Raw genomic sequence first — 17,959 nt, 5'->3', positions numbered from 1 at the left:
TAAAAAGCTCCGCTGTTCCCCATCGTGCTTTATGGGAGAGGATTCTGAGCAGGGCCAGTGTCTCGTGGATCGGTATCCCCTCTTCACAAAAGACCTGGACAACTGACGGAATCGCTCCGAAGGTATCGATAGGTTGGCGAGGGTCTGATACCTGACATCTTTTTTATCAGACCAGAGGCCTCCTTTTCCGAGGCCCCCATTTCTTGTAATTTTGCGGCGACGTCGATGAGATCGAATACTTCTGCCTCTTTCGGTAACGAGGGGAAGATCACCTCATTCGCCTCATGAAAGACGATCTGATACGATCCCTTTAATCGATCGATCAGTTGGGTGCTAAAAAGTGGAGCGAGCCCGGCAGCTGCCTGACGCTTGTTGTGGGTGGTGAGATATTCCCAAAATGTCACCTGCCGGTCTTGATCGACATCAAACCGCTGGACTTGGTCATATTCTTCCGGAAGAATGACGCCATCGTGATTGGTATCAACAGCCCGGAAGGCCTCGCGATAGAGGGGATAAAGCTTGTCAGTCATGTCCTTAATATTATCGGCGAGAGAGGGTAGTCGGGTTGCTAATCTAACCCATTGAAATTAAATGAATAATAAGATTCAAGAGCTTCTCCCGCAGGTCCGTCGTCCCTCCCGCTATCTGGGCAACGAAATCAACTCGATTCGGAAAGACCTGTCTCAGGTCGAGCTCAAGATCGCCCTTTGCTATCCCGACACCTATGAGATCGGGATGAGTCATATCGGGACCCAGATCTTGTACCATCTCCTGAATGATCAACCCCACATCGCGTGCGAACGGGTCTATGCCCCTTGGCCGGATATGGAACAGAAGTTACGTGATCAGAAGCTCCCCTTGTCGACACTAGAATCGAACATCCCGCTTCGCGAACTTGATATCCTCGGGATCACGATTCCGTTTGAACTGACTTACACGAATATCCTGACGGTCCTCAATCTCGGCGGGATCCCGTTCTATTCCAAAGATCGGGACGATAGCTATCCGCTCATCCTTGGAGGCGGAACTGGGGCATACAACCCCGAACCGGTCGCCGATTTCTTCGATGCGATCCTGATTGGAGACGGTGAGGAGGCGATCCTGGAGATTTGCGAGATTGTGAAGAATTGGAAAAATCCCCCCTCACCCCCCTTTGTCAAAGGGGGGCCGGAGGGGATTTTGAAACAACTCTCCAAAATCCCCGGCGTCTACATCCCCTCATTCTTCGAACCAACTTATAACGATGATGGAACAATTCGTGAGATCAAGTCGCTCTTAGAAGATTACAAAGGGATCAAAAAGCGTGTCGTCTCAGATCTGGACAAGGCCTACTACCCAAAAAAACCGATCCTTCCGAATACGAAGGTGATCCATGACCGTGTTGGCGTCGAGGTTCAGCGCGGATGTGTGCGTGGGTGTCGTTTCTGCCAGGCCGGTTATATCGATCGTCCCGAGAGGCAACGCTCTCCTGAGACGGTGAAGCAGATTGTTCGGAATCAGATTGCGGCGACCGGTCAGGAGGAGGTCAGTCTCGTCTCTCTCTCGATCGGCGATTATGATTGCCTCACCCCTCTCGCAAGAGATCTGATGGATGAATTTCAAGAGAAGAGGGTTGCTATTTCGATACCGGCGACACGTGTGGAACAACTGACCCCAGCCCTGATCGAGGAGATCAAGCGGGTACGTAAGACCGGTTTCACGATTGCTCCTGAGGCAGCGACAGACCGGATGCGGCGGGTGATTAATAAAGGAAATTCCGAAGAAAATTTAATGAACACGGTCAGGGCGGTCTTTTCCGCTGGATGGCGTCTCATGAAATTTTATTTCATGATTGGACTTCCGACAGAGACCGATGAGGACGTCATCGAGATCGCCGAGCTGGGTTATCGTACCCTTCGAGAAGGGCTTCAACGCAACCGATCTGCCGAGATCAATCTCGGTGTTTCGTCTTTTGTCCCGAAACCGTTTACCCCTTTTCAATGGGAGTCCCAGAGTTCTCTGCAAGAATCGGTTCGAAAACTGGATCTTCTCGAGTCCCGGATTCGTTCGAGAAAGTTGCATCTCAAACCTCATCGACTCGATACGACCTATCTGGAGGGGGTTTTTTCCAGGGGGGATCGCCGGCTTTCAGGCCTCATCGTACGGGCCTGGGAAAAGGGGTGTCGTTTTGACGAATGGGATGAGGGGTTGAAATTCCATCTCTGGCAGGAGGCTTGGGAGGAATGTGGGATCGATCCCAAGTTCTATGTCGAACGGCGACGAGAGAGAGAAGAGGTTTTGCCTTGGGATCATCTCTTTGTTGAGATGGATAAGGAGTGGCTTTGGGATGAGTATCAAGCATCGCTTCACGAGGCCTTCATCGATGATTGTTCTACCGGGAAATGCACGATCTGCGGGGTTTGTGATTATAAGGCGGTCCGGAATCGGTCGTATGAACTGCCGGTTTATGATGAAAATCAGAAATTGGTGAAGAAAAAGACGACGACCGAGGTTCGGGAATACAGTTTAAACCAGTCTGTGAGAGATCTTGTGAAGGCCTCCGAGGACGTCGCCACAATAATACCGAACGATTCTCCGCCGGGAAGCCTTGGACCAGAGGAGAATCGTTCGGATGGTGCCGCGATTTTCGCAGGAGGCCGGAGCAAGGCTCGCACAGGCTGGTCATTTACTTGCACCTACTCCAAAACCGGTCCTGCCGCCTTCTTGAGTCACCTCGAATTTGTCGATCATATCCGTCGAGCGGTCTCTCGCGCCAACTTGCCGGTTAAATTCTCAGAGGGGTTTCATCCGTATCCGAAGATCTCTTTTGGTCCGGCAGCCCCTGTTGGTGTCGAGGTCACCGGCGAATTTATAATTCAGTTGAATGAGTGCCTGGAAGAGCCTCTGATTTGGGGACGTCTTGCCCCGGAATTTCTGGAAGGGATCCTTTTGAAATCAGTTGTGAATTTGTCAAAAAAACCGACTGAAAAGGGTACAAATTTACCTTCTTATGCGGATCCGACACCCCCCACTGTCCCACCAAGCCTTATAACCACATGATTTATAAAATATTTTTTTGCGCCTCAGAATTCACTTTTAATCGGCAAGTGGCATCTGATTTGCTTCCCTAGTGGATCAGTAACTCCTGGGAGACTTGAACAGTGTCAAAGGTATCACTCATTCTCGTGGTGTTATTCCTTTTTGCCTGTGCCTCGGAGCTTGTCGATAATTCCAAAAAAACAGATTCCGGTGCAGATGACGATGCAGCCGCCTCTTCGACAGGGACGGCAAATGACTCGGATGGAAATACGATCCAGACGAATGATACCGTGAGCCCCTCTACCGATTTTTGCGTCAAATTTACAGAATCTGTCGACCTGACTACCTGTACCACCGAAACCCTTACCCTGATCTGTGATGGGACAGCAACCTCCGGATCGATCAACACCTCGGTCGATACCGATGCGGTGGTCGACAATGAATGCTGCTTCCTGCCGAGTCAGGCCCTGCCCGCCGGGGCCTCATGTACCTTTTTGGTCTCAGGGGTTGTTGATAAAAGTTCCAATGAAGTGGCTGAGACGACAGTGACGGTAACAACAACAGACGGCGCCTCCTCTTCGACCTCCTGTACCAGCTCCGATGATTATTCGAAGGACACGTCGAGTTGTTACAAGTTTAACAATACCACGAATCAGACAGACACTGTCGCCAACAGCGAGGCGGCGGCGGTTACGATCACGGGGGGTCAGTTGAAGTTTGATATGACCACCTACAATTCCAAATTCGACGCCTTCAATATCCTCCCTTCTGCCTCCAAGGAGGTTTCGGGGGATTTCGATGCCCAGATTACAGTGAGTTCCATGACTGTGGACAGCATGAATGCCGCGGTGAAATTGATCGTCGTCTCCTCTCTTGAGGAGAACAAAGATAAATTCTTTCAGTGTGCTTTGACGTCGATCGATTGCTATAAGGGCTCTTCCAATGGGGGTTTCAGCACAGATAGCGCTTGCGATCAGCCAGGCAGTGCTTCCGGAAGTTTTACACCGAATATTTCGATCCGAGTCGTTCGGTCGGGGTCGACATTTCAGTGCTTTAGAAAACTCTCCTCTGGTTCCTTCGTTCAGATCGGATCGGACACCTCTTTGACCAACATGCCAACAGGTGCCTTTCTGGCTATAACCGCTCAAAGCGAGTCGACATCGGGCAGTGCGGAATTTATCCTCGATGACCTGACCTTTAATTCCGGAAAAGCGGTAGGGCAGGATTAAAAACCCGGCGGGATTTTTTACGATTGCAATGAGAACCCCAGGAAGCTTAATCTCTCCCCGTGAAAAATGAGCTGATCATTAATGTTTCCCCGACACAAACTCGCATTGCCCGTCTCGAGGGGGGGAGTATTACCGAGCTGATTGTCGAGAGGGTCCAGGAAGTCCGTTACGCCGGCAATATCTACAAGGGAAAGATTGTTCGTGTCCTCCCCGGGATGCAGGCGGCGTTTGCTGAAATCGGTCTTGAGAGGACCGCTTTTCTGTATGTCTCCGATATCGCCCCTGATCTTGCTGCTGAGGAGATGATGGCGGAAGAGGAGGAGCTGCCTCCGGAACGACCGAGGTTTGATCGAAACCAGCCACGCGATATCCCTCAAATCCAGGATCTTGTCCGCGAAGGGCAGGAGATCCTTGTTCAGATTGCGAGAGATCCGATCGGGACAAAGGGTGCCCGACTCACAACACATGTCAGTCTCCCGGGGCGTTTTTTGGTCTATATGCCGACGGTCAATCATGTTGGGGTATCACGTCGTATTCCCGACGATGATGAGAGAGTTCGTCTCAAAGCGATTCTGAATAAAATTGTTTCTCGAGATGAAGGGGGTTTTATTGCGAGGACCTTGAGTGAAAAGGCAACCGAACAGGAACTCCGCCAGGACATGGAGTATTTGATTCGATTATGGAATGAGATCCGTCTTATTGCCGAAGAGAAAAAGGCCCCGTCGCTCGTTCATAGTGAACTCAGTGTTGTGCTCCGGGCTGTTCGAGATCTCTTTACCCCGGATATTGACCATATTGTGATTGATTCCCCAGACGAGAAGAAAAAGATCGAGGAGTTTATCCATTCTTTTTCCTCTCCCTCCCAAAATGTTGTCGAACTTTACGACGGAGCGGAACCGATTTTCGATGCTTATGGGATTGAGGTTGAGATCTCCCGTGCCCTTGGCAAAAAGGTTTGGCTGAAGTCGGGGGGGTATATCATTCTTGATCAGACCGAAGCGCTGACGGCGATCGATGTGAATACCGGAAAATTTGTGGGGAAGAGAAATCTTGAAGATACGATTCTCAAAACCAACCTCGAGGCGGTCAAGGAGATCGCGTATCAGCTCCGGCTCAGGGATATGGGGGGGATTATCATTATCGATTTCATTGATATGGAGAGGCATGCGAATCGGGAGAAGGTCTATCAAGCACTGAAGGAGCATCTGAAATCAGATCGGGCCAAGACGACGATTACGAAGATCACCGATCTTGGGCTTGTCGAGATGACCCGAAAGAGGACTCGTGAGAGCCTGAGTCGACTCCTGTGTGAACCCTGTTTTTATTGTGAGGGACGTGGTTATTTGAAGAGTCGGGCGACGATCTGTCACGAGATCCTTCGGGAATTGAAACGAGGTTTGGTGGATTATCATCACCCGACAATCACCGTTTATGCCAACCCGACGGTTGCCGAGCTTTTGCTGGATGAAGAACGCCCCTCCCTCGAGGAGTGGGAGGCTCGTTCCGGCAAAAAGGTGCTTGTAAAGTCCCGGGAAGACTTTCATTTAGAGCAATTCGACGTAACGGACAAGGCGTGACGGTCCTTGACAAGAGGGGTCGGCACATGTTTAAAAGCTGATTCTTTTTAACTATGTATGCAATTATCCAAACAGGCGGCAAGCAGTACCGGGTCTCCAAGGGAGACAAAGTCTCCTTAGAGAAGCTCCCATTGGAGGAGGGGAAGGATGTCGCCTTTGACCAGGTGCTTTTTGTTGGAGGGGATGGTCAGGGGGCGGTCGGGACCCCAACGGTTGAAAAGGCCCGTGTCCTTGGGAAGATCATTGCCCAGCAGAGGGGCGAAAAGGTGATCGTTTACAAGTACAAGAGACGGAAGGGATACGACAAGAAGCAGGGGCATCGGCAGGAAGAGACCTTGGTCGAAATCACCGATATTAAAGTCTAAGGAATTTTCTCATGGCACATAAAAAAGCAGGTGGCAGCTCTACCAACGGTCGTGATAGCCACGGTCAGCGGCGGGGGACGAAGGTGTATGGTGGTGAGGTGATCCGTGCCGGTTCTATTATTGTCCGTCAGGTCGGTTCCAAGATCTATCCCGGGAAAAATGTCGGTGTCGGTCGTGACTGGACCCTTTTCTCCAAGATCGATGGGATCGTCAAATTCGAACCTCACGGCGAAAAACGCCAGGTGAGTGTTTATCCCAAGTAAATTCCCTCTAGACCCATAAATAGTGAGCGAGCATGGACCGAGTCGGATTTACTCCGCGAGGTCCAGCGGAGCGAACGATGAGAACAATACTTAACAGATGGGGGTTTCAGGGGGAGAGCGGTATCTCCCCATGAAGTTTATCGACGAAGCCCGTATCTTTGTGAAGGCGGGTGATGGTGGCAATGGTTGTGTCTCCTTCCGACGGGAAAAGTTCATTCCACGTGGTGGGCCGAATGGAGGGGATGGTGGGAAGGGGGGGGACGTTATTTTTCTGGGAGATCCAAATCTCACAACCCTCCTCGATTTCAAATACAAGAAACACTTCCGTGCCCCTCATGGTGATCATGGTCAGGGAAGCGATTGCTATGGACGGGCAGGAGAAGATCTCGTGATCCGACTCCCTTTAGGAACTGTCGTTTACGAAGATGAGACGAATCGTATCGTGGCAGAGATTGAGACAAAGGGGCAAGAGGAGGTTATTGCCTCCGGAGGTCGTGGGGGACGAGGAAATATGCATTTTGCGAGTTCGACGAATCAGGCCCCCCGACGTGCGGAGAAGGGGACACCTGGTGAGGAGCGTTGGGTTCGTCTCGAGTTAAAACTCCTCGCCGATGTCGGGTTGATCGGTTTTCCGAATGCGGGGAAGTCCACATTGCTCTCGGCAATCTCCCAGGCACGCCCAAAAATCGCCGATTATCCCTTTACGACGAAGGCCCCTGTGCTTGGTGTGACTCGTTACGGTGAGAAGAGTTTTACCGTCGCGGATTTGCCTGGGCTTATTGAAGGGGCGAGTCATGGTGCCGGATTGGGTTTCAAGTTTTTGAAGCATATTGAAAAGACAAGACTTCTCCTCCATCTGATTGATGCGAATGACCCCTCACATCCAGAGCCGTTCCATTCCTATGAGCTGATCCGACAGGAACTCGCAACCTACAACCCGGAATTATTGGATCGCCCTGAGATTGTCGTCTTTACAAAGGGGGATCTCCCGGAGGTCCAAAAGAAGGTTAAGGAGTCAAAGCCCCTTTTTAAGGGGAAGATAACCCTCCTGATTTCAGCCGCTACCGGCCTTGGAATCGAGTCCCTGATTCAAAAAACGGCAAAAATTTTGTAAATTCCTGACAACCTTTTCGGGGAGGTGGTCGATCTTCTAACAATCATGGAGGGCGCCCGACCCATCTTGCCGCAGGATCACCTTGGTCGCTACCGACCAGCTACCGAGGAATACCGTCTCACGCATGGGCTTTTGGCCGCGAATCCATCGGCGACAGGACGACAGTATATCAGTTCCTATGAGGCGTGGGAGGATAAGCTGTTTTCCCTCTCACGGTGGGGAGAGACCGGCAGCATTATTGCTGGTCTTGGTTTGTTGACGAATCGAATAACACCCCTCTGCCTCAAAGCGGCCAATCGTTTATTGGGGCCGGGAAATCATCGCGCCGCCTCATTTGCCCTTTCCAATATTTTTCTCTCCGTCGTTTCCTCGATGGCGATGGCGGTGGTTCAGCAGTTTCGATCTGATGAAAAAAGCATCGCCCCCTCCTTTGGGCGGGCCTGGGTTGACGGATTTATTTACTCCTGTCCTTCGACCCTTTTGGGGATGGGGCTTCTGCATCAATATGGTTTTGGGCAGAGATTATTGCAGGACCTTCTGTTGCAACCGGTTCAGGCATCCTTTTCTATTGGGACCGGAATTTTGCTTGAAGAGTCTTATGGTGATCCCCGATCCGACTTGACGATGAGAGAACGGATGAAGATGGAAATGGGGGAAGGGCTCGCCTCGATGATCCTCGGTCGTCCGGTTGGTACCTTTCTGCGCCGGGTTGATCCCTCCTTCCATCAAAGGGCAGTTCCAGAAATCGACTCTGATAAAGTCACTCAACTCCCGCATGGGGGGATCATGGTCAAAACGGAAGGGGGGCTTTTCCAGTTTGGTCTGCCGATGTGGAGCAACAAAGATGTCCTCGAACTCTATCTAAAAAATGGTGGGGCAGAGATACCGAAAGACAGGATGCATCATTTGGTCCCATTGACCTGTGTCGTTGACCTCGATTTTGTGCCGAAGACAGTCGGTCTCCTGGCAGCCGATTTCCCCCAGTACAATTTTTATGTCACCAAGGGGACGAGGTATCATTTTGTTGCGCCAGACATCAAAACGGCAGGTCAGATGGAGAAAATGCTCAATCTGGCCCACGATGGACCCGATGATGCGACCTTGCGCCAACAAGTCCAGGATGAATATCCCCCTGATGCTACAGGAGTCCCCGACCTTCCTCGAGAAATGCGAGAGGGATTTGGTGCCGCACCTGCTTCGGCTCGAAGGGAGATCGATTGTTTCGATGGAGATGGGGTCTTCGGAAAGAATGGTGTGGTTATCAGAAAAATTGCACCGCTGACTTATGATATTACCGATCAAGGGAAATTTATCGGCAGACTCGATCTCAGGAAATATCTGCCGAAACCTCCTGTTCCACAACCCCAAACCGCCTGGAAGGATCCGGAGTTACAAAAGAGGAGGAGAGAGGTTTTACAAGAAGGAAAGCCAGCACTGTGGCCCCTCGGGACAGGACACGGGTATGCCTTAGGTGAGAATACAAGCGGCTTCATGATCTGGAACCGTGGGAAGGTCGTTCTGGTCGATCCCCCCACGAATACCCTCGAATATTTTGCCCAGAACGGGCTTCCTCTCGAGGCGATTGATGGGGTTGTCTTGACGCATGGACATTCCGATCATTATGGACCGGCGATACCTGAGCTTTTGCGTGCCTTGCCGAAGATCAAGGTTCATACAACACCGACTATTTTCAAGATGCTTCAGAGACAATATCAACTGGCCCTTGGAGGGAGGGGTGAGGGACTGATCCAATGGAATTTCGTCCCTCTGCTTCCTCAGAGGTTTACAGAGATCAACGGGCTTCATTTTCGTGCCGATTATTCGTTCCATGTGATCCCGACGATCGGCTTTGAGATCTACACGAGACCTGATCTCGTCCACGGGAAACCGGTTGTCTGTTTTACGGGGGATAGCTATGCCGATGTTGAAGGGATCTGGAAGCATACGGAAGGGAAGGATGGAAAGTCGCCGATCATGAGTCGGGAACGGGCTCAAAATATTATCCGTTATGCTGAGGTCCTGAAAAAATATGGGAAAGAGACTCCTCCACCCGTGATCCTCGTCGAAGGTGGTGTCCCCACGATCCACACGCCACCAGAATCGACAAGAACGCTTCTTGATCGATTGGTAGCCGATGGGGCTAATACCTCGAACGTCTTTGTCTATCATATTGATAGCAAGGCTGCTGAGAAGGCGAGGGTTCCCAAGTGGAAGGCGGGCCATGAAGGGTTCATCGATCTTTCCGGTCATCTCCCCGACGCCCCCTTGTCCTCCCAGAGTGATTTTGCCCGCAGGGCATTGGATCAGCTTCCGATTCTTGATTCTCTCCACCCTCCGCTCAAGGACGAGCTCCTACGTACAGGTCGTATTCGTGCGATGGATGCTGGAGAGCTGTTTATTCGGGAGGGGAGTACGGAATCTCAATTTTATATCCTTCTCGATGGAGAGGTGGAGGTGAGCAGGAGCCGATCCAGCATAGCGCTTCGCCCGAACGGTCTTTTTGGAGAGGCGGCGTTAGTGGATGAGCCGAGAAACGCCGATGTTCGGACAACGACCCCCTCACTTCTTCTCGAGGTTGATACCGCGCGGCTGACCCCCTACACCCGTCAACTTCTTCAGGAAAAAGTGCGTCGGGTCAGAAATGGTCGTCGTGTCGCCCCACAAGCGATCAGTCTCTCATCGTTGGCCAGTCTTCCCCCCTCTCTCCAGGATCTCCTTTTTTCAGTGGGAGAGATCCAGACCGTCAAAAAAGGGGAAAGATTGATCCGGCGTGGGGCAAGGGATTGTGATGTCTACCTCGTTCAGTCAGGCCAGTTCGACGTTCGCAACCCCCTAGGTTTTTCAATCAACAGGCAAGGGCCTGGTGGAATGTTCGGTGAGATGGCCCTCGTCAATAATGCCCCACGTTCGGCTACAGTGGTCGCTTCAACTGATGCCACAGTCCTCCGCCTTCCTGCCGATGCCTTGGAACATCTGATGGGACAATATCCAGGCGTTGCTATTGCACTCTCCCGGACTGCCGAAACTCGCAGCAGCTGGAACTAGACAAGCCCATTTGAATAGCTTAAATGAATAGGCATGGACGATATTGCGATCAAGAAGAGGATCGAGGAGAGATTGCCGGGTGCACGGGTTGAAATTCGGGATTTGACGGGAACCCGGGACCACTGGCAGGTGACTGTTGTTTCATCCCGATTTGAAGGGAAATCGATGTTGGAACAACATCGAATGGTCAAAGGTTTTTTTGATGCGGAGATCGCTTCCGGTTCTGTCCATGCCTTTTCCCTAAAAACATATACACCTCAAGAGTGGTCACACTAAAAAAAATCATCCGTAAAGTTCGACGTGTCGTGATCAAGATCGGGACCAGTGTCCTCTTGGATGATAAAGGTCGTCTCTCTCCCAAGGCGCTCGGTGGTATTGCGAGCGGGATTGCGTTTATTCAGAAAAAAGGGATTCGGGTCATTCTGGTGACCTCAGGGGCGATCCCCCTTGGCATGCAGCATTTGAGACTGTCGAAGAGACCCCATCAGATCGGGGAACTGCAGGCCTGCGCGGCTATTGGGCAACCGATTTTGATGGGCCTCTATCAAAAGTCCCTCCAGAGACATCGTCTTCATGTTGCGCAGGTTTTACTGACCCGGAATGATCTGGAGGACCGAGCCCGTTTTCTGAATGCCAAACATGCCCTGACCGCCTTGCTGCATCAGGGGATCATGCCGATCATCAATGAGAACGACACCGTCGTGACTGAAGAGATTCGTTTTGGAGACAATGATAATCTTGCCGCACTTGTCACAAATGTTATCGAGGCCGATCTCTTGGTGCTGCTGACAGACAGGGACGGTTTTTATACCGCCGATCCAGATCATGATCCTGAAGCGAAAATCATTCCTGTTGTTGAGAATGTTGATGATGATTTCTTTTCTTATGCCTCCGATACGGCAAAAAACATTTCTATCGGTGGCATGAAGACGAAGCTTGAAGCGGCCCACAAGGCGGGGCAGTTTGGGGTCCCGACGGTCATTGCGAATGGTCGGGATGCGAATACCCTCAAAAAAATTTTTTTGGATGAATCGGTGGGAACTCTCTTCCTCCCGCGTGTCGATCCGCTCGTTGCACGAAAGCATTGGATTGCGTATACCTTGAAGCCTCAGGGGAGACTCGTCGTCGATGGCGGGGCGGTCCAGGCATTGGTTACTGGCAAGAAAAGCCTCTTGGCCTCGGGTGTCCTTGAGGTTCAAGGAAAGTTTTCCCAAGGGGATCCTGTGGATCTGAATGATCCATCAGGGAAGACCATTGCCCGTGGGCTCATCTCTTATAATTCGGAAGAGGTGACGCAGATTAAGGGGAAAAAAACATCCGAGTTCGAGAAGGTTTTGGGGTATAAAGGACCGGATGAACTCATTCATCGAGATGACCTCGTGCTTTTATGAAGTCTCTTAAAAAACATATCGAAACGATCTGCAAACGGGCCCACGAGGCGGCGCCATTAGTTGCCAAGTTATCGACAGAGGTCAAAAATCAGGTCTTGGGTCGGCTTGCCGAGATCCTTCTCTCGCGGCGTGAAGAGATCAAAAGGGAAAATGAAAAGGACTTAAAGAAAGCCCGTGGGAAATTAAGTCCTGCGATGCTCGATCGGTTGACCCTCACGGATAAACGGATTGAAGAGATGGCTCGTGGGGTTCGGGAGGTCCAGGCTCTCTCGGATCCGGTGGGTCAGGTGGTGAAGAGTTGGACGCGACCGAACGGTCTTCAAGTTTCGAAGGTTCGTATCCCGTTAGGGGTCATTGGGATTATTTATGAGTCGAGACCGAATGTCACGATCGATGCGGCGACGCTCTGTCTCAAGTCAGGGAACGCGGTCGTCCTGCGCGGTGGGTCTGAAGCGATTCACTCGAATATTTTTCTGGGGAGGCTTTTTCGTCAGGCGATTCAGGACTCGGGTCTTGATCCCAATATCCTCCAGGTGGTTGACACCCCGGATCGGAAGGCGATGGAGATCCTGGTCCGTCAGAGTCGGTTTGTCGATCTCATGATCCCTCGGGGTGGGGAGTCACTCATGAAGTGGATGGAGGAGCACTCCAAAATACCGGTGATCAAACATGACAAGGGGGTCTGTCATGTCTATGTCGATGAAAAGGCGGATCTCAAAATGGCCGCGGAGATCGCCTTCAATGCGAAGGTCCAGCGACCGGGTGTCTGTAATGCGATGGAGACGCTTGTGGTTCATGAGGGGATCGCCGGCCAATTTCTGCCATCGATGATCCGCCGTTTTCAGACTGCTGGGGTTGAGATCCGGGGAGACCCCGCAACCCGAAGGATCGTTTCTGGCATCAAGAGGGCGACAGAAAAGGACTGGCCGGCGGAATATCTGGATTTGATCCTCTCAGTAAAGGTTGTTTCGACGATGGAGGAGGCGATCCGTCATATTCAAAAATACGGCTCCTCGCATACCGAAACGATCGTGACGGAGGATGCGACAGATGCCGAGGAGTTTTTGAATCGACTTGATTCGTCAGTTGTTTTATGGAACGCCTCCACCCGGTTCAACGATGGAGGGCAATTGGGTCTGGGTGCAGAGATCGGGATTAGTACGACGAAGTTGCATGCCTTTGGGCCTATGGGTTTAGAGGAACTAACCACGACGAAGTTTGTTGTGAGAGGAAGGGGACAGATTCGTGAATAAAACGGCACCGAAACGGCCTAGGACCAAAAGTACTGATGGGATGAATTCAAGGGCAGTAGCAAAGCTCATTGCCCAAGCTGCTGACGACGTGAAAGCAGTTGATATTGAGGTGCTTGATTTAAGAAAATCATCGGCGTTCACCGATTTTTTTGTGATTGCCACAGGGCGTTCTGACCGCCAGGTCCGTGCGATTTCGGATCGAATCTTAGAAAACCTCGGGAATAAAAAGATCAGGCCGATCGGTGTTGAAGGTCATAACCAGGGGCAGTGGATCCTGATGGATTACGTGAATGTCGTCGTTCATATCTTTTACGAAGAGGTTCGTTCTTTCTACGCCCTCGATCGCCTCTGGGGGGATGCCCCACGGGTTACCTTTCGGCTTAAATGACTGAACTAATTGTATTAGTCATCCTCGACGGTTTTGGTGAGCGGGCGGCGCGTGAAGGAAATGCGATCCGGCTTGCGAAGACCCCGAACCTCAATCACTTTTTAAAAGATTATCCGCATACACTTCTTGATGCCTCTGGTGAGGCGGTCGGTTTACCGGCTGGCACGATGGGGAATTCAGAGGTTGGGCACCTCACCATCGGGGCGGGTCGGATCATTTATCAGGATCTCTCCCGAATCAATCATGCGATCGACGAGGGGTCGTTTTTTAAAAATCCAACCCTCCTTACCGCGTTTCGTAAGGCGGTTGAAACCAAAAAGAGGGTCCACCTCATGGGGCTCCTCTCCGATGGGGGGGTGCATAGTCACGAAAGGCATCTTTTTTCTCTGTTCAAGATGGCGAAGGAACAGAAAGTCGAAAAGCTTTCAGTTCATTGTTTTCTGGATGGGCGGGATACCCCACCAAAAAGCAGCCAGAGTTACTTGGCTCATCTTCAGGAAGAGATGGGGAAGGCGAAGGTCGGTGAGATCGCGACACTTGTCGGTCGTTACTATGCGATGGATCGCGACAAACGATGGGAGAGGGTCCAGTTGGCCTATGAGGCGATGGTCGAACGAAAAGGGGAATTACACGACGATCCGATTCGCACGATCGATCAAGTTTATGCGAAGCATGTCACCGACGAATTCATTCAACCAGTCCTTTTTGGAAAGGACAATGGGATACAGGACGGCGATGTCGTGATCTTTTTCAATTTTCGCGCTGATAGGGCACGTGAATTGACACGCGCCTTGACCGATGCCGATTTTGACGGATTCCCAAGGAGACGTTTCCCAAAGTTAGGGATGTTTGTCTGCATGACCGAGTACGACAAGACCTTTAAGCTCCCAGTTGCTTTTTCTCCCGAAAAGCCAAGGAGAATCCTGGCCGAGATCTTGAGTGAGCATCAGATCCCACAGTTTCACACAGCGGAGACTGAAAAATATGCGCATGTGACCTATTTTTTGAATGGGGGAGTTGAGAAACCATTCCCTCTCGAAGAGCGGCTTTTGATTCAGTCGCCTCGCGATGTCCCAACCTATGACAAGAAACCGGAGATGCATGCCGCTCAAGTGACCGATGAGGCGATGAAGAGGATTCGAGCTGGCTGTCCTGTTGTGATCATGAACTATGCGAATCCCGATATGGTCGGGCATTCCGGGGATTTGAAGGCAACAATGCGAGCGGTGGAGGTGATCGATGATTGCCTCGGTCAATTGGCTCAGGAAGTGGAGGCAAAAAAAGGGACCCTCATCATCACCGCCGATCATGGGAATTGTGAAGAGATGGTCGACGGGAGGGGAGGACCCCATACTGCTCACACGACGAATCGGGTCCCGTTTTTATTGATCGGTGACCAATGGAAGGGGGTTACTCTCCGGAGTGGTGGGCTCCGCGATGTGACACCGACGATCTTTCAGATCATCGGGATCCCGAAGCCGGCTGAAATGACCGGACTGTCATTGATTCCTTCCTCAAAATTTTCTTGAAAGTCCCCTATTATTTTCTGTAGTGAACCCCCATGCCCTCTTTTGACATCGTTTCAGAAATCAACCTTCAAGAGGTCGACAATGCCGTCAATCAGGCGGTGAAAGAGGTCATTGCCCGATTTGATTTCAAGGGGACCAATTCAACGCTCCGTCTCGACAAGGAGGGGATCCAGCTCGAGAGCTCGGATGAATATAAGATGAAGGCACTCATCGACATTCTTCAGTCGAAGGCGATCAAGCGAGGGATCTCGATCAAGTCGCTCGAAGTTGGAAAGATCGAATCGGCTCTGGGGGGACGTACGAAATGCCTCGTGAAGTTGATCAAGGGGATCGATCAGGAGAGGGGGAAGGAGCTCGTAAAGAAGATCAAGGAGATGGATCTCAAGGTCCAGGTATCGATTCAGGGGGAACAGCTTCGGGTCACTGGGAAGAAGAGAGATGATCTCCAGAATGTGATTCAAAACATCCGCGCGATCGATTTCCCGATTCCTCTGCAGTTTAATAACTTTCGGGATTAGTGTTAAAGCAAGAATTCGTAGCGTTTCTTCCCATGAAGGATACGTTGTAAAGGAGGTTGTTTTAAGTAAAGATTCGTTCCAATCCTCGATGGTCAGAAGAGAAGGCCCTCATTGAGAGGTCAGTGACAGCGAGGGCTGCTCCCAAGAAGGCAAGTTTTGTCCCCCATCTCCCGGGCATCTTCAAATCAGCCATAACTAGCTGTTTCCTCCCCTGAATTGTGCCTCCACGCCACACGGTTAGCGAGTCTCGATGAACATCGACAGCGTAGGATAATCGAGGAGATGTGTGGGCCCTAGGAAATGTGGCATCGAAGACTCCACCCGCTACACCATTTTGACGAAGAATGTCTCCTGCTGCCATGAGATCAAGAGGCCTTGCCGTAACACGGAGGCTCTTCCTCATATGAGCATCAATATCATGAACTCTAACTCCTGTCCCGGCTGGGACATACAGGTGCTGACTTGCCCTTGCCACTTGGATGGCGCTGGCCAGTAAAAGTGCTGTATCGATCATGAGCCCCCACATATTAACCTCCTGATAAATATAATATATGACCAATCATCCTGATCTAGTTATCGGGGACTTAACCGAAAAGTTTCCTATTTTTTCAGATGTTGTTGTTGATTAGAGGCCGGATGGTGGCATTGGCGGGATTGTACCTTCCGGCGCAGGAGGCTCGACCGGGGGAACAGTCACAGGCCCTGATTCGGGAAGGGTCGGCTCAGTGGAGGATGGTGTTTCCTCGGGGACTATCAAGCCGTCGACCTCTTTAAAGACAAACTCGACCCGTCGATTCTTTTTCCAGGCTTCCCGATTACGGGATGGATCGACCGGCTTTGTCTCACCATAGCCGACAGAGGTAAGCCGCTCTTTTTCTATCCCTTGCGAAATAAGATAGCCCAAGACAGTTTTGGCCCGTTCCTCGGAGAGCCATTGATTAAATTTTGTGCGCCCTACATCGTCGGTATGACCTTCCACAGAAAGAAGCCGGATCGTTGGTTTTGATTTCAGGGCATCAGCGACTGCCTGAACGATCGGCAGGGCATCTTTTCGAAGGGCTGTCTTCTCAAAATCGAAGTGGATCGGTCGTGTCAGAATCCGGTATTCTTTGGGATTAATGACGATTATTGGCCGAACCGGACAGCCGCCGTTGTCGGCAGGGCCGACCTCAGTGGGACAATGGTCATCGGCGTTTCTGATCCCATCCCCATCCGCATCTCTTTTTTGCTCCTTGGTCAGTCTCTCTTTTTTCTTCTTCTCTTTTTTGGGTTCCTCGATTTTGGGTTCTCCGGCCGGTTTTGGTTCCTTTTTGATTTTTTCCTTACGTTCATGAGGCTTCCGTTCAGGCACATAGGCAACGCCAGCGAGGACTCTTACTGTGGGGTTTCCAATCCCTTCGAGGAGACCTGTTCCACCTCCCACCGTGACGGCCCATCTTTCCACCGGGTAGAAGCGGACCCCTCCTTCCCATTCCATCGGTCGTTGGCCCCCAAAGAAGTCACCGACCATTGTAAAGCCCCTCAGTTCGGCAATGATATCGACCTTCTGATGAACCGAGAGATTTCCACCGAGACCATAAAGGAAGAGGTCATTAATGACTGTTCCTGTTGAGAGGGTAGCGCGCTCACGAATCTCATAACCTGTATTCAAGGCGACGGAGAATCGATTCGCCACCCGTGGGCTCTCGACAACGATCATCCCACCACCGGTAAATTGATTATTCCCGACGAAACTGACGCCGCTTCCGGTAGGAATCGTGACAAATGGAATAAAGGCGAGTCCCACTGGATACGTGTGATGGTCCAAGAGTCGAAAACGGGCATTGAGCAGGATATCTCCCATCCGGATTCGGGTATCGGTCGTTGATGATTCATCAATGGCAGTCGTTGCATTGTCCGTCGGTCGGAAGACGAGATAGGGGGCGGAAGAAATCAAGATTCCGGCATCCAGCCACTCCAGGAACCCGTAAGTCCCTGACAGGTGAAAGTCGATCTCTCTCTCGATGATATTCTGTACCTTGACTCCTGCAGCATTAAAAAAACCGATCGGGGCATGGGCATAATCCATCATGAGTCCCAGGCAAAATTGCTTTGGGGCAATGGGGGTGCTTCCGGAGACACCGAGATAATTTCCAACATCGGTCGCTGGTTTCAAATTTTGGGCGTTGAACTGTGGATCGCGTGCGAAGAGTGGCGTAGAAACCGTCAGCAGAAAAATGAATAAAAAAAGAAGATGAGTTTTCCTCACGCGGGAGGAAAAGTAACATTC

At 51.2% G+C, this 17,959-nt stretch carries 16 protein-coding genes; 13 read left to right on the top strand and 3 right to left on the bottom strand.

Annotated features, from left to right (window positions below):
- Positions 1–83: 83 nt before the first annotated feature.
- A complete protein-coding gene (locus HYT76_00775) occupies positions 84–530 on the bottom strand; it encodes an EF-hand domain-containing protein (protein ID MBI2082077.1) in 447 nt (148 codons plus the stop codon).
- A gap of 61 nt (positions 531–591) precedes the next feature.
- Here HYT76_00775 and HYT76_00770 point away from each other — a divergent pair, with 61 nt between their 5' ends.
- The 13 genes from HYT76_00770 to HYT76_00710 all read left to right on the top strand — a co-directional run bounded on the left by HYT76_00770 (position 592) and on the right by HYT76_00710 (position 15,690).
- Positions 592–3,039: a TIGR03960 family B12-binding radical SAM protein gene (locus HYT76_00770; protein MBI2082076.1), complete on the top strand. Its 2,448-nt coding sequence runs from the start codon at positions 592–594 to the stop codon at positions 3,037–3,039.
- Between the two features lie 101 nt (positions 3,040–3,140).
- Positions 3,141–4,247, top strand: a complete 1,107-nt coding sequence (locus tag HYT76_00765) for a hypothetical protein (protein ID MBI2082075.1) — start codon at positions 3,141–3,143, stop codon at positions 4,245–4,247.
- A 59-nt stretch (positions 4,248–4,306) separates the two neighbouring features.
- Positions 4,307–5,824: an Rne/Rng family ribonuclease gene (locus HYT76_00760; GenBank protein ID MBI2082074.1), complete on the top strand. Its 1,518-nt coding sequence runs from the start codon at positions 4,307–4,309 to the stop codon at positions 5,822–5,824.
- Between the two features lie 53 nt (positions 5,825–5,877).
- Complete coding sequence (gene rplU, locus HYT76_00755; protein ID MBI2082073.1) at positions 5,878–6,189, top strand: 50S ribosomal protein L21; 312 nt, start codon at positions 5,878–5,880, stop codon at positions 6,187–6,189.
- An 11-nt stretch (positions 6,190–6,200) separates the two neighbouring features.
- Positions 6,201–6,452 (top strand): 50S ribosomal protein L27, encoded by a 252-nt coding sequence (rpmA, locus tag HYT76_00750; protein ID MBI2082072.1) that lies wholly within the window; start codon positions 6,201–6,203, stop codon positions 6,450–6,452.
- Between the two features lie 130 nt (positions 6,453–6,582).
- The gene (obgE, locus tag HYT76_00745) at positions 6,583–7,566 is read left to right on the top strand and encodes a GTPase ObgE (protein MBI2082071.1); all 984 of its coding nucleotides are present in this window, start codon (positions 6,583–6,585) and stop codon (positions 7,564–7,566) included.
- A gap of 24 nt (positions 7,567–7,590) precedes the next feature.
- Complete coding sequence (locus HYT76_00740; protein MBI2082070.1) at positions 7,591–10,611, top strand: cyclic nucleotide-binding domain-containing protein; 3,021 nt, start codon at positions 7,591–7,593, stop codon at positions 10,609–10,611.
- A gap of 33 nt (positions 10,612–10,644) precedes the next feature.
- Positions 10,645–10,887, top strand: coding sequence for a BolA/IbaG family iron-sulfur metabolism protein (locus HYT76_00735; protein MBI2082069.1), 243 nt, complete (start codon positions 10,645–10,647; stop codon positions 10,885–10,887).
- Entirely contained in the window at positions 10,875–12,002 is a 1,128-nt protein-coding gene (locus HYT76_00730) for a glutamate 5-kinase (protein MBI2082068.1), read from the top strand. The genes HYT76_00735 and HYT76_00730 overlap by 13 nt, the downstream gene beginning before the upstream one ends.
- Positions 11,999–13,255: a glutamate-5-semialdehyde dehydrogenase gene (locus HYT76_00725; protein MBI2082067.1), complete on the top strand. Its 1,257-nt coding sequence runs from the start codon at positions 11,999–12,001 to the stop codon at positions 13,253–13,255. The genes HYT76_00730 and HYT76_00725 overlap by 4 nt, the downstream gene beginning before the upstream one ends.
- A 40-nt stretch (positions 13,256–13,295) precedes the next feature.
- A complete protein-coding gene (gene rsfS, locus HYT76_00720; protein ID MBI2082066.1) occupies positions 13,296–13,643 on the top strand; it encodes a ribosome silencing factor in 348 nt (115 codons plus the stop codon).
- Positions 13,640–15,172 carry a 2,3-bisphosphoglycerate-independent phosphoglycerate mutase gene (locus HYT76_00715; protein MBI2082065.1) on the top strand — a complete coding sequence of 511 codons (1,533 nt, stop codon included), beginning with the start codon at positions 13,640–13,642 and terminating at the stop codon, positions 15,170–15,172. Before rsfS ends, HYT76_00715 begins: the two co-directional genes overlap by 4 nt.
- Before the next feature lie 32 nt (positions 15,173–15,204).
- Positions 15,205–15,690: a YajQ family cyclic di-GMP-binding protein gene (locus HYT76_00710; GenBank protein ID MBI2082064.1), complete on the top strand. Its 486-nt coding sequence runs from the start codon at positions 15,205–15,207 to the stop codon at positions 15,688–15,690.
- 61 nt (positions 15,691–15,751) lie between these two features.
- On the opposite strand, the gene HYT76_00705 is transcribed toward HYT76_00710, so the two are convergent.
- Positions 15,752–16,216, bottom strand: a complete 465-nt coding sequence (locus tag HYT76_00705) for a hypothetical protein (GenBank protein ID MBI2082063.1) — start codon at positions 16,214–16,216, stop codon at positions 15,752–15,754.
- 99 nt (positions 16,217–16,315) lie between these two features.
- Positions 16,316–17,938 carry an OmpA family protein gene (locus HYT76_00700; GenBank protein ID MBI2082062.1) on the bottom strand — a complete coding sequence of 541 codons (1,623 nt, stop codon included), beginning with the start codon at positions 17,936–17,938 and terminating at the stop codon, positions 16,316–16,318.
- Positions 17,939–17,959: the final 21 nt, after the last annotated feature.

The organism is Deltaproteobacteria bacterium (assembly GCA_016180845.1).
GTDB lineage: Bacteria > UBA10199 > UBA10199 > JACPAL01 > JACPAL01 > JACPAK01.
This window is presented reverse-complemented; position numbering and strand designations above follow the sequence as displayed.

What these genes read in the sequence shown, in the direction of transcription:
- rpmA (MBI2082072.1), top strand. Translation starts at nt 6,201, where the DNA reads ATGGCACATAAAAAAGCAGGTGGCAGCTCTACCAACGGTCGTGATAGC.
- HYT76_00710 (MBI2082064.1), top strand. Translation starts at nt 15,205, where the DNA reads ATGCCCTCTTTTGACATCGTTTCAGAAATCAACCTTCAAGAGGTCGAC.
- HYT76_00705 (MBI2082063.1), bottom strand. Translation starts at nt 16,216, where the DNA reads ATGTGGGGGCTCATGATCGATACAGCACTTTTACTGGCCAGCGCCATC.
- HYT76_00715 (MBI2082065.1), top strand. Translation starts at nt 13,640, where the DNA reads ATGACTGAACTAATTGTATTAGTCATCCTCGACGGTTTTGGTGAGCGG.
- rsfS (MBI2082066.1), top strand. Translation starts at nt 13,296, where the DNA reads ATGAATTCAAGGGCAGTAGCAAAGCTCATTGCCCAAGCTGCTGACGAC.
- obgE (MBI2082071.1), top strand. Translation starts at nt 6,583, where the DNA reads ATGAAGTTTATCGACGAAGCCCGTATCTTTGTGAAGGCGGGTGATGGT.
- HYT76_00735 (MBI2082069.1), top strand. Translation starts at nt 10,645, where the DNA reads ATGGACGATATTGCGATCAAGAAGAGGATCGAGGAGAGATTGCCGGGT.
- HYT76_00770 (MBI2082076.1), top strand. Translation starts at nt 592, where the DNA reads ATGAATAATAAGATTCAAGAGCTTCTCCCGCAGGTCCGTCGTCCCTCC.
- rplU (MBI2082073.1), top strand. Translation starts at nt 5,878, where the DNA reads ATGTATGCAATTATCCAAACAGGCGGCAAGCAGTACCGGGTCTCCAAG.
- HYT76_00725 (MBI2082067.1), top strand. Translation starts at nt 11,999, where the DNA reads ATGAAGTCTCTTAAAAAACATATCGAAACGATCTGCAAACGGGCCCAC.
- HYT76_00775 (MBI2082077.1), bottom strand. Translation starts at nt 530, where the DNA reads ATGACTGACAAGCTTTATCCCCTCTATCGCGAGGCCTTCCGGGCTGTT.